This window comes from Pseudomonas emilianonis (genome assembly GCF_023072625.1).
In the GTDB taxonomy this organism is placed as follows: Bacteria; Pseudomonadota; Gammaproteobacteria; order Pseudomonadales; family Pseudomonadaceae; genus Aquipseudomonas; species Aquipseudomonas paraveronii.
In genome coordinates this window covers 1-10,895 of sequence record NZ_JAKNRV010000170.1, presented here as the reverse complement: position 1 = coordinate 10,895, position 10,895 = coordinate 1, and the positions used below count along the sequence as shown (strand labels likewise).

The 10,895-nt window shown below is 60.9% G+C and carries 11 protein-coding genes and 1 pseudogene; 6 read left to right on the top strand and 6 right to left on the bottom strand.

What is annotated here, in order from left to right; translation table 11 throughout:
- The 3 genes and pseudogenes from L9Z73_RS17340 to L9Z73_RS17330 all read left to right on the top strand — a co-directional run.
- A pseudogene (locus L9Z73_RS17340) lies at positions 1–1,264 on the top strand (hypothetical protein); the annotation flags it as partial.
- Positions 1,265–1,413: 149 nt separating this feature from the next.
- Positions 1,414–1,779, top strand: a complete 366-nt coding sequence (locus L9Z73_RS17335; protein ID WP_247403302.1) for a response regulator — start codon at positions 1,414–1,416, stop codon at positions 1,777–1,779.
- 165 nt (positions 1,780–1,944) lie between these two features.
- Positions 1,945–3,345, top strand: coding sequence for a DUF1254 domain-containing protein (locus L9Z73_RS17330; RefSeq protein ID WP_247403300.1), 1,401 nt, complete (start codon positions 1,945–1,947; stop codon positions 3,343–3,345).
- An 18-nt stretch (positions 3,346–3,363) separates the two neighbouring features.
- On the opposite strand, the gene L9Z73_RS17325 is transcribed toward L9Z73_RS17330, so the two are convergent.
- From L9Z73_RS17325 to L9Z73_RS17310, 4 genes are all read right to left on the bottom strand, one after another.
- The gene (locus L9Z73_RS17325; protein WP_247403298.1) at positions 3,364–4,035 is read right to left on the bottom strand and encodes a DUF3313 domain-containing protein; all 672 of its coding nucleotides are present in this window, start codon (positions 4,033–4,035) and stop codon (positions 3,364–3,366) included.
- 77 nt (positions 4,036–4,112) lie between these two features.
- Positions 4,113–4,607 (bottom strand): hypothetical protein, encoded by a 495-nt coding sequence (locus L9Z73_RS17320; protein ID WP_247403296.1) that lies wholly within the window; start codon positions 4,605–4,607, stop codon positions 4,113–4,115.
- A gap of 68 nt (positions 4,608–4,675) precedes the next feature.
- On the bottom strand, positions 4,676–5,140 hold the full coding sequence (locus L9Z73_RS17315) for a DUF934 domain-containing protein (RefSeq protein ID WP_247403293.1): 465 nt from the start codon (positions 5,138–5,140) through the stop codon (positions 4,676–4,678).
- Positions 5,137–6,801 (bottom strand): nitrite/sulfite reductase, encoded by a 1,665-nt coding sequence (locus tag L9Z73_RS17310; protein WP_247403290.1) that lies wholly within the window; start codon positions 6,799–6,801, stop codon positions 5,137–5,139. Before L9Z73_RS17310 ends, L9Z73_RS17315 begins: the two co-directional genes overlap by 4 nt.
- 240 nt (positions 6,802–7,041) lie before the next feature.
- Here L9Z73_RS17310 and ccoN point away from each other — a divergent pair, with 240 nt between their 5' ends.
- The 3 genes from ccoN to L9Z73_RS17295 all read left to right on the top strand — a co-directional run bounded on the left by ccoN (position 7,042) and on the right by L9Z73_RS17295 (position 9,461).
- The gene (gene ccoN / locus L9Z73_RS17305; RefSeq protein ID WP_247403287.1) at positions 7,042–8,469 is read left to right on the top strand and encodes a cytochrome-c oxidase, cbb3-type subunit I; all 1,428 of its coding nucleotides are present in this window, start codon (positions 7,042–7,044) and stop codon (positions 8,467–8,469) included.
- Positions 8,469–8,678, top strand: a complete 210-nt coding sequence (locus tag L9Z73_RS17300) for a cbb3-type cytochrome c oxidase subunit 3 (protein ID WP_247403285.1) — start codon at positions 8,469–8,471, stop codon at positions 8,676–8,678. The genes ccoN and L9Z73_RS17300 overlap by 1 nt, the downstream gene beginning before the upstream one ends.
- 90 nt (positions 8,679–8,768) lie before the next feature.
- Positions 8,769–9,461, top strand: coding sequence for an aspartate/glutamate racemase family protein (locus tag L9Z73_RS17295; RefSeq protein WP_247403282.1), 693 nt, complete (start codon positions 8,769–8,771; stop codon positions 9,459–9,461).
- On the opposite strand, the gene L9Z73_RS17290 is transcribed toward L9Z73_RS17295, so the two are convergent.
- Complete coding sequence (locus L9Z73_RS17290) at positions 9,458–9,970, bottom strand: GNAT family N-acetyltransferase (RefSeq protein WP_104903231.1); 513 nt, start codon at positions 9,968–9,970, stop codon at positions 9,458–9,460. The genes L9Z73_RS17295 and L9Z73_RS17290 overlap by 4 nt on opposite strands.
- Positions 9,971–10,045: 75 nt before the next feature.
- Positions 10,046–10,895: glycerate kinase family protein (locus tag L9Z73_RS17285; RefSeq protein WP_247403280.1), on the bottom strand; the 850-nt coding region annotated here is incomplete at its 5' end.

The window sequence follows — 10,895 nt, the reverse complement described above, 5'->3', positions numbered from 1 at the left end:
GGGCGACTTGGCGGTTGGCGGGGCCCGCCTGGCCGGTGACGGGCTCAAACGCCTCGGTGCCAAAGGCCTCCAGAGCGTGAATGCCTTGCGCGGCGCTTCGGGCAGCTATGACCTGTTAAAAGCCGCCAGCAAAGACAATGTGGTCGCCGCAACAGGCACCTTGAAAATCGGCGAACACAGTATCGACGGGGCCGCCGTCCTGAAAAATGGCCAATGGCACGCCTTCGACACCGAAAAAATGCGCGCATACGGCGGGCCGCTCCAGGGCTTCACGCCCGCCACCGTGTCAGCGAAGGGGCAGCTCAACCAGAGTTTTACCGATTGGCTCTACAAGAAGCTGGCGGGCGATACATTACCGACGCAGGGCCCACCGACCGTACTCGGTCAATATGTGCCCAAGGAGTTTGAAAATGCGTTGAGACGCGCCCAACACCCCGATAATATTGTTGACTTCAACTTAGGCTATACGAACGGGGACCCCCACAAGGTGCCTGGTTATTCATCAGATTTGAATGTTATTGAGCTGCAGGCCATGGTCGCCCATCGGTGGATGACCGCCGGGGACATTGGCACCCTGACCAGGCAGATTGAGCGTCAGAAAGTAAAACTTATCCAGGAAGGCTTTACGCTGTTCCAGCGGGACATCCACGCCGCTGGCGGCACCTTGACCCCAATGCCCCAGGAGTTTTACCTCAGTCAGGTCAACCTTGCGTCGCCAGGCGAGTGTGCGGGTATGGCCAATACCCTGGCGCTGGCAATGCACGCCGGCGAAGAAGCCACCTACCTGGGAAACATGTTCAAAGCCGCCGCCAATTCGCAGGATACCTCCGCCGCACAGTTCATCCACAACCTCAAGGCTTTTCATGATCAGGTCAAACACCACGACACCTTCCATCTGGGCAAGCAGCCCAGGCAAATTCCCTATCAGCAGATCGCTGAAGAACTGACAAATGCGGCGCCGCCAAGGAGCCTCAGGATTGCCACGACGGATCACGCGTTGCTTGCCGGCGTCACCGTCAGGAACGACAAGCCTGTCTGGTTTTACTTCGATCCGAATTTCGGGCTGGCCAAGTTTGACTCGGCCGAGGCGATGAAAAATGGCCTGGAACGGGCCTTGAACCGAGGCACTAGCCCGTTTCAGCACCGGGCATATGGCACCAATCCGGGCGCACCTGAGTATCAGGTGAGCTATTTTGATGTCGGTGATATGGCTGCTTACCGCAATTCCGCACAGGTCAGCCGTATGGCAACTGTCCCGTTGTGAGTATTCGCAAAACCTGACGGGACATTCTGCTTCGCCAAGGTCACAATGCCAGCAGCTTTTCGGAACTTGCTGGCATTGCCGCCACTCACTACTGGGTTGCGTTTAAACCTGTCACACCCAGCACCTTCACTTTTTCAGGAATGTTCATTATGTCGGCCCTCACCTCAACCATTCTCGTAGTCGAAGACGACACCATCGTGCGCATGCTGATCGTCGACGTACTCGAAGAGCTGGGGTTTCGTGTATTTGAGGCTAAAGACGCCCAATCGGCGCTCAAATTCGTGAAAGAGACGAGCAATGTCATTGACCTGATGATGACCGACGTCGGCCTGCCGGACATGAATGGCCGGGACTTGGCCATCCTGGTGCGCGAACAGCGCCCACAACTGCCGGTCCTGTTTGCCAGTGGTTATGCCGAGAGCGTCGAGGTTCCGCCCGGTATGCAATCGATCGCCAAGCCGTTCTCCATCGATCAACTGCGCGATAAGGTCAAAGCCATGCTTGGCGCGGCCTGACGTTAGCGCTCCCCTCCAATGCCGCCCAGTTGGGCGGCATTTTTGCGTCAAGCAGTGCGTCATGCCGGGATTAACGTGACGTTCGACCAATAAAGTCGGAAACTCGACGCTTTGCCACGCCACTCAATAGCACTCCTCACAAGACCTCTGGAAGGACGCAACAACATGATTGGAAAACCGACGCGCCTGCTGTTGGCGAGCCTCTCGATACTCATGAGCACTGGCGCCTGGGCCGACTTTACGGCCACCCCCTCTGAGGCTCGGGCGATTGCCAAGGAAGCCTATTTGTATGGCTACCCGGTCGTGGAAATGTACAAGACGCTCTACACCCAGGCGGTCGACAAAGGCGGCGTCAACTACAAGGCACCCTTTAACCGTATCGGCAATACCGCCCAGGTCTTCACCCCCAAGGACACCGCGCTCGCCACGCCGACCCCAGACACGCCCTACTCCTTCGTCTGGATGGACCTGCGCAGCGAGCCGCTGGTGCTGACGTTGCCCAAGATTGAAGACAACCGCTATTACTCGGTGCAACTGATCGACCTCTATACGCAGAACTTCGCGTACCTGGGCACGCGCAGCACCGGCAACAATGGCGGCCACTACATGATCGCCGGGCCCGACTGGAAAGGTCAGCAGCCGGTCGACGTGGATCGCGTGGTGTACAGCGAAAGCAATATCGCTTATGCGCTGTATCGCACGCAGTTGCTGGATGAAAAGGACCTGAACAAGGTCAAGCAGATCCAGAATGGCTACAAAGTGCAGTCGCTCAGCAGCTACGTGAAACAGGCCGCCCCGGCCAAGGCGCCGAAGATCGATTGGCCCAAGCCGATGGCCAGCATGAGCGAAGGCCCGCAACTGTTTCGCTACTTGAACTTCATGCTCGCCTTCGCTGCGCCCCAGGACAGTGAGAAAGACCTGCTCGCACGCTTTGCCACCATCGGCATCGCACCGGGCGCGCCGTTCAAGGTCAACCAGTTGAGCGCCGAACAGCGTAAAGCGCTGGAAGACGGGATCGCCGACGCCAAGGCCGAGTTTGCAGCGTTCAAAAAAGACAAACTCGACACCCAGCAGGTTGCCATAGGCGACTTGTTCGGCAACCGCGATCACCTGAACAACAACTACTTGTACCGCTATGCCGGTGCCGACGTGGGGCTTTTCGGCAACTCCGCCGATGAAGCCACCTACTTCAATTACGTTGTCGACAGTGAAGGCAAGCCCGCCAACGGCGCTCGCCACAGCTACACCGTGCACTTCGCCAAGGACCAACTGCCGCCGGCCGATGCGTTCTGGTCACTGACCCTGTACGACACCAAGACCAAGTTGCTGGTGCCCAACCACAAGAAACGCTACGCGATCAACTCGCGGATGCTGCCCCACCTCAAGCTGGACGCCGATGGCGGCCTGACCCTGGCGCTGCAGCACCACGAACCGCCAAAAGCCGAGCAGAGCAACTGGTTGCCGGCACCGCCCGGCCCGTTCTATGCCGTGTTGCGGATGTACCTGCCAAAGCCCGAGGCGAATAACGGTCAGTGGAAACTGCCGCCGCTGACTCCACTGAAATAGTCCCAGGCACTGCGCGATTTACTGCTTTTTCAGTTTCACATACGACTGGTGCAAGTCCGACGCCCAACCATCGACCACGCTTTTTACGTCATTGGGCGTCATCACCTGCGAGTCGTTTTCCAGCGGCTTGCCGGTGCCCTTGCGTACCACCTCAGCGATCACCTTGCCGTTGGCGCCGTCGAGAAACTGCGCCTCGGTGCCCAGCACAGTGTCCTGGTCGCGGATGCCGGTGCCGGTGCTCACCGCCGCAGCCACCAAGGCGACCGGCACGAACTCATAAGGTTTCAGCCCCTGGGTTTTACTGCTGACCGCCGTGATCGCTGCGCGCACCACTAACACTCCGTTGCCTGGCCCTTGTGCAAGGGGCAATGACTTGCCGATTTCGCGCTTGAGGGCCTGATTGAAGTAGTCGTTGATGCCGCGCAACGTGCTCTCAGGGATTTTCGCAGTGGCTTGGGGCCTGGGGTAAAACTGGGTCGGTTCGATATACACCGCGTTGTAGCGGCCCAGATCCAGTGTCGGATCGACCCAGCGCATTACCTTGACGCCCGAAGGCGACTTGGCCGGCTTGAGGAGGCTGTAATCGGATAGGAATCCCGAATACTCATCCGGTTGCGTGACTTGGCTGGCACAGCCCACCATCCCGATCGTGGCGATGCAGAGCGTGCTGATCATTAGCCTTAGTTTCATCATCGAACTCCTTGGCAGTCATCATCAGAACGTTGAACTGTAGGTATAGCCAATTCTGTAAAACAGCGTTGAAAAACTTAGCCGCGCTCGCGAGGGATCAGGCTCTGCAACTGCGCGGCCAAAAAGTTGGCGTTGAAAGCGAAGGTATCCGGATCTTTCAGGCCGTTGGTTTTCTTCCACAGCCAGTCGTTTTTATCCGCTGGCAGCACCAGCGATACGCTACCGTGCCGGGCCGCAGTGAGGCCCATGACCGACACCGAAATCAAGCCGCCGACGCCCATCACGTCCGGCACGAACTCGACGTTTTTGCCAGTGATCTGCACGGTGAGCTTTTCGCTCTTGAAGGGCGACGTCTCCACCGGAACGCTCGGGCCGCTGGCGACATACTCTTCGCGGTGGACTTCAAGCAAACCAGCGGTTTTGACCGGCTCCAGCCATTGCTCGATCTGCTGGAACAACTCGCCGAGCTTTAGCGCCCAGCGCGCCGATTGCACCTCGAACTGCTGTTTTTTATGGGCTTCGCTGTCGGCGTAATGACGAAGCATCTCGCCCAGTTGCTGTACATCATCCATTGCGGTTTTCCTTGGGTGAGCCATCGTGCGAACCACGATCATGGCAGATGCGGCGACTCACCGTGTGATTAACGCCGACGGAACAGCGGGCGTGGCTCGATCACGCTGCGCCCATACTGCACGCTCATCCCCGCCAGCCCCTTAAGGGCGTCTTCAGCCGATTTGTCCGCGCGCACCGCAAATGCATCGAACCCGCACTGGCGCATATGGCTGAGCTGATCGCGCAGCACATCGCCGATCGCCCGCAACTCGCCTCGCCAGCCCATACGCGTGCGCAACAGATAGGCCTGGCTGTAGGCGCGCCCGTCGCGAAAGCTGGGAAAATCCAGGGCAATCAGCGGCAGCGTGGCGAGCCAGGGCAGCACCTGCTCGACCTCATCATCCGGGCCCAGCCACACGCCATGCCCCGGCGCATAGGACGCCAGCGGCAGGATCAGCGCACCGCCCGCCGGTACTTCATCACGCACCAACACCCACGGATCATCCGCAACCAGACGCGCTTCACCCTGCTCAAGTCTCAACAGATTGTTCATGCCGACTGCTCCGCGTACACCCGCTCCTTGAACGGCTCCAGGCCAATGCGCTGCACGGTATCGACAAAGCGTTCTTCACTTTCGCGGTAGCGTACAAAGGTGCTGATCACGCGCTCGATCACATCGGGAATCTCAGCGGCGCTGAACGAGGGGCCGATCACTTTGCCCAGTGAACTGTGTTTGCCCTGGGCCCCGCCGAGGGTGATCTGATACCACTCACTGCCATTCTTATCGACGCCCAGGATGCCGATATTGCCGATATGGTGATGGCCGCAGGCATTGATGCAGCCGGAAATATTCAGGCTGATATCACCCAGGTCGTGCAGGTAGTCGAGGTTATCGAAGCGCTGTTGGATCGCCTGGGCGATGGGGATCGACTTGGCATTGGCCAGGGCGCAGAAGTCGCCGCCGGGGCAGGCAATGATGTCAGTCAGCAGGCCGATATTCGCCGCGCCCAGGCCGTGTTCACAGGCCAGGCGCCACAAGGCATGCAACTGATCTTTGGGCACATCCGGCAACACGATGTTCTGTTCATGGGCGATGCGGATTTCACCAAAGCCGAACCGCTCCGCCCATTGGGACACGGCATCCATTTGCTGGGCGGTGACATCGCCGGGCGGCGCGCTGATGCCAGGTTTGGTGGACAGCACCACGCTGGTGTAGCCCGCAACTTTATGCGGCATGACGTTGCGGCTGACCCAGCGCGCAAAGCCCGGGTTGTCGGCCAGTTCGGTGCCGTAGGCCAGGCTGGTATCGCTGAGCGACGCGTAAGCCGGCGGCACAAAGGCCGATGCCACACGGTCGTACTCGGCATCGGTCAACTGCGCCGGGCCATCGCGCAGGTACTGCCACTCTTCCTCAACCTCCCGGGAGAACGCCTCGATCCCCAGCGCCTTGACCAGGATTTTGATGCGCGCCTTGTACTTGTTGTCCCGCCGGCCATGCCGGTTGTATACGCGCAGCACCGCCTCGACGTAGGACAGCAGGTGCCGCCACGGCAAGCCCTCGCGGATCTGCAAGCCCAGGATCGGTGTGCGTCCCAGGCCACCGCCCACCATCACGCGCAACAGCATGTCGCCTTGGTCGTCGCGGTAAAGGTACAGGCCGATGTCGTGCATCATGATCGCCGCGCGGTCTTCGCGGGCCGAGCAGATGGCGATCTTGAACTTGCGCGGCAGGAACAGGAATTCCGGGTTGATGGTAGACCATTGGCGCAGGATCTCCGCCAAGGGGCGTGGGTCCAGCAGCTCATCGGCGGCCACCCCGGCAAAGGCTTCGGTGGTGATATTGCGCACGCAGTTGCCGGAGGTCTGGATCGCATGCATGTCCACCTGGGCCAGGCGTTCAAGGATGTCGGGCACCTGGTGCAGCTCGATCCAGTTGAACTGCAGGTTCTGGCGGGTGGTGAAGTGGCCGTAGCCACGGTCGTAGTCGCGGGCGATGCTGGCCAGGGTGCGCATCTGTTCGGCGCTCAAAGTGCCATAGGGAATCGCCACCCGCAGCATGTAGGCATGCTTTTGCAGGTACAGGCCGTTCTGCAGGCGCAAGGGCAGAAACTCTTCTTCGCTCAAGTCGCCAGCGATATAGCGCTCGACCTGATCACGAAATTGCGCCACGCGCTCGAACACCAGCGCCCGGTCGTATGCGTCGTACTGGTACATATCACCGCCTCATCAGGGTTGGCCGCGTCCCAGGGCGCGACTTCTAGGGGGGCGACTATGCACCTGCGGCGCAGGGCGTAAAAGATTCAGGTGCGGGCATAAAAAGCAGATCAGATGGACTGTAAATCGTGCTTTCACGTCGAATAATCTGATCCGTAGTAATGAGCTTTTTCTGAGCCTGTTTTGTTTTACCCACACTTCCTACAGTGCCCGCCACTTGGAACCGTGGGAGGACTGAGCATGAGCACAGCAACAATCGGACAGGCTTATAACTATAAAGTCGTCCGCCAATTCGTGATCGCCACCATCGTCTGGGGCGTTGTGGGCATGGCCATGGGCGTGTGGATCGCTTCGCAACTGGTCTGGCCGCAAATGAACCTTGATTTGCCCTGGACGACCTTTGGCCGGCTGCGACCGTTGCACACCAGCCTGGTGATCTTCGGGTTCGCCGGCAGCGCGCAATTCGCCGCCAGTTATTACGCAGTACAACGTACTTGCCAGGTGCGGCTGTTTTCCGACAGCCTCGCCGCGTTTACATTCTGGGGTTGGCAATCGGTCATCGTGATCATGTTGATCAGCCTGCCGCTGGGCTACACCACCACCAAGGAATACGCCGAGATCGAATTCTCCGGCGCGGTGTGGATGACGGTCGTGTGGGTGGCCTACGCCATTGTGTTTTTCACCACGGTGGTGCGGCGCCAGACCCGGCACATCTACGTGGGCAACTGGTTTTTCGGCGCGTTTATCCTGGTGATCGCCATGCTGCACGTGGTCAACCACCTGGCGATTCCGGTGGACTGGTTCAAGTCCTACCCCGTGTATTCCGGTGCCACCGATGCGATGGTGCAATGGTGGTACGGGCATAACGCCGTAGGTTTTTTCCTCACCACCGGCTTCCTTGGGATGATGTACTACTTTGTGCCGAAACAAGTCGGGCGGCCGGTGTATTCCTATCGCCTGTCCATCGTGCACTTCTGGGCGCTGATCACCCTGTACATCTGGGCCGGGCCGCACCACTTGCATTACACGGCGCTGCCGGATTGGGCGCAGTCACTGGGCATGGCGATGTCGCTGATCCTGCTGGCACCGAGCTGGGGCGGCATGATCAACGGCATGATGACCTTGTCGGGCGCCTGGCATAAGCTGCGCAGCGACCCGATCCTGCGCTTTTTGGTGTTGTCGCTGGCGTTCTACGGCATGTCGACCTTCGAGGGGCCGATGATGGCAATCAAGACCGTCAACGCCCTCTCCCACTACACCGACTGGACCATCGGCCACGTCCATGCCGGCGCGTTGGGCTGGGTGGCGATGATCACCTTCGGCTCGCTGTACCACATGATTCCCAAGGTATTCGGTCGCGAACAGATGCACAGCGTGACGCTGATCAACCTGCACTTCTGGCTGGCGACCATCGGCACCGTGCTGTACATCGCCTCGATGTGGGTCAACGGCATTACCCAGGGCCTGATGTGGCGTGCGATCAACGCTGACGGCACCCTCACCTACTCGTTTGTCGAGGCCTTGCAGGCCAGCCACCCGGGGTTTGTGGTGCGCTTTGCCGGTGGCGTGTTGTTCCTCAGCGGCATGCTGCTGATGGCCTACAACACCTGGCGCACCGTGCGGGTCGCGGACTTGCAGGTCGCGCAACTTGACGCGCGGATCGCCTGATGTGGGGCCTGCTGATGGTCGCGTGCCTGTATGGCGCGGTGGAGTACTGTTTGCGCGGTCAATCCGAGGAGACGCTGGATGAGGCCAGCCTGATTCCGTTCGCCGACGACCCGGAGGTGGCGCGCCGGGTGGAGTTGGCCACCGGCAAACAGATCCACGCGGTGGCACCGGAGCAAGCCAGGCCGGGCTGGGGCAATCGGGATATGTGAAACTGCTCCGGTGATTTGGCGCGCAACTGCGTATGACTAATCGGTGGCCGATGGGTAAGGTGATGCGATATTTCTTGTCAGGAGCATCGCATGCGCACCATCGGCCTGATCGGCGGCATGAGCTGGGAGTCCAGCGCCGAGTACTACCGCATCATCAACCAGCGCGTGCGCGACCAACTCGGCCCGCTGCGTTCGGCGCAATTGCTGATGTACAGCGTGGACTTCGGTCCGGTGGAGCAGGCCCAGCATGCCGGACGCTGGGACGACGCCGCGCTGATCCTGGAAGATGCCGCACGCCGCCTGCAAGCCGGGGGTGCCGAGTGTGTGGTGTTGTGTACCAACACCATGCACTTGGTGGCGCCGCGGATCGAAGCGGCGGTGTCGATTCCCTTTCTGCATATTGCCGATGCCGCAGGTTCGGCGGCCGTAGCCGCCGGCACGCTGACCGTCGGTTTACTCGGTACGGCGTTCACCATGGAACAGGACTTCCTCACGTCACGCCTCGCCGCCCACGGCCTGAACGTGCTGGTGCCGAACGCGGACGAGCGCCAGGCCGTGCACCGGATCATCTATGAGGAGTTGTGTGTCGGCGTGATCAGCGAGGCGTCACGCCAGGTCTATCAACGCGTGATTGCGTCCCTGGCCGCACGCGGCGCCCAGGCAGTCATCCTGGGCTGCACAGAAATCGGCCTGCTGATCAAACCCGAACACAGCGACCTGCCGCTGCTGGACACCACCGCGCTGCATGCGCAGGCTGCGGTGGCGTTCGCACTACAGGACTAAGCCGAGCGGCGCAGGCGCGCCATGCTCAGGGTGTCGACGAAGACACCGTCGCGCAGAGCGTAGTCGCGCAGCAACCCTTCCACTTCGAAGCCGAATTTGCGGTACAGGTTGTGGGCCGCTTCGTTGTCGGCATACACCGTGAGTTCCACGCGGTGCAGGTTCATCCAGTTGTCGGCCACGTCCAGCGCGGCCGTCAACAGGCGAGAGCCCACACCTTTGCCTTGCCAGGCTGGCGTCACGCCCATGCCGAACGACCCGACATGGCTCTGGCGCACGCGCAGGTACTGTTCCAGACCGAGTTGGCCGACCACTTCCCCGCCATGCAGCGCCACCAGTTGCAGGCGCCGCTCATTATCTGTCACCAGCTTGTTGCGCCACGCCTCGACGGACTGGAAAGGCATCTGTAGCACCTGACGGCACACGGCCGGCTCGTTGTAGAGCGCAGCGACGCCTTCAAGATGGGCCTCGGTAAAGCGCTGGATCACGATATGGGGTTCAGGTGCGTGCATTGTGTTTCATCCTTTGAAAGACACGTGGCAGGCCAGTGTAGGGGGCACGCTCGGGACATGGCTAGGACGCTGTTATCAGCACTCCGCTGCGCGGCGCCACAGCCGCGCAATATCCACCGCTCTCTCGCGCAACAAGCGCGGCGCCTCGTTGCAGGCCTGCTCCAGGCTCATCGGCCCGGACGGCAAGGCGAAAGCCGCATCCACGCCGTGGGCGTACATCTGCTCGTAGCCTTCACCCAGCGTGCCGGCGATTACGATCACCGGGACATGGTGGCGCTGGGCAATGCGCGCCACGCCGAAAGGCGTTTTACCGCGCAGCGTCTGGGCATCGAAACGGCCTTCGCCGGTGATCACCAGATCGGCGCCGCGTACCGCTTCGTCGAGGCCGACCAGTTCGGCGACGACCTCCACCCCCGCACGGAACTGCGCACCGAGGAAGGCCTTGGCAGCAAACCCCAGGCCGCCGGCAGCGCCACTGCCTGGCTCGTCGCGCACGTCAGTGGGCAGGACCTTGGCGCAGTGGTCGGCAAAGTGGCCGAGGGCCGCGTCGAGTTGTTCGACCTGCTGCGCACTGGCGCCTTTTTGCGGGCCGAAAATCGCGGAGGCACCATGGGCACCGCACAGCGGGTTATTCACGTCGGCGGCGATTTCAAAGCGCACCTGGGCCAGGCGCGGGTCGAGGTGTTCCAGGCTGATCCGCGCCAGATGGGCCAAGGCCAGGCCACCCGGGGCCAGGGCGTTATCCTCGGCATCGAACAACTGCACGCCGAGCGCCTGCATCGCACCGGCGCCGCCATCGTTGGTCGCACTGCCGCCAATCGCCAGGATGATGCGCCGGGCACCGGCGTCCAGGGCTGCGCGGATCAGTTCGCCGGTGCCAAAGGTAGTCGTGGAGCACGCGTCACGCTGCCCCGGCGGGACCAAT

What these genes read in the sequence shown, in the direction of transcription:
- L9Z73_RS17320 (WP_247403296.1), bottom strand. Translation starts at nt 4,607, where the DNA reads ATGGATGATGTACAGCAACTGGGCGAGATGCTTCGTCATTACGCCGAC.
- L9Z73_RS17315 (WP_247403293.1), bottom strand. Translation starts at nt 5,140, where the DNA reads ATGAACAATCTGTTGAGACTTGAGCAGGGTGAAGCGCGTCTGGTTGCG.
- ccoN (WP_247403287.1), top strand. Translation starts at nt 7,042, where the DNA reads ATGAGCACAGCAACAATCGGACAGGCTTATAACTATAAAGTCGTCCGC.
- L9Z73_RS17325 (WP_247403298.1), bottom strand. Translation starts at nt 4,035, where the DNA reads ATGAAACTAAGGCTAATGATCAGCACGCTCTGCATCGCCACGATCGGG.
- L9Z73_RS17310 (WP_247403290.1), bottom strand. Translation starts at nt 6,801, where the DNA reads ATGTACCAGTACGACGCATACGACCGGGCGCTGGTGTTCGAGCGCGTG.
- L9Z73_RS17300 (WP_247403285.1), top strand. Translation starts at nt 8,469, where the DNA reads ATGTGGGGCCTGCTGATGGTCGCGTGCCTGTATGGCGCGGTGGAGTAC.
- L9Z73_RS17290 (WP_104903231.1), bottom strand. Translation starts at nt 9,970, where the DNA reads ATGCACGCACCTGAACCCCATATCGTGATCCAGCGCTTTACCGAGGCC.
- L9Z73_RS17335 (WP_247403302.1), top strand. Translation starts at nt 1,414, where the DNA reads ATGTCGGCCCTCACCTCAACCATTCTCGTAGTCGAAGACGACACCATC.
- L9Z73_RS17330 (WP_247403300.1), top strand. Translation starts at nt 1,945, where the DNA reads ATGATTGGAAAACCGACGCGCCTGCTGTTGGCGAGCCTCTCGATACTC.
- L9Z73_RS17295 (WP_247403282.1), top strand. Translation starts at nt 8,769, where the DNA reads ATGCGCACCATCGGCCTGATCGGCGGCATGAGCTGGGAGTCCAGCGCC.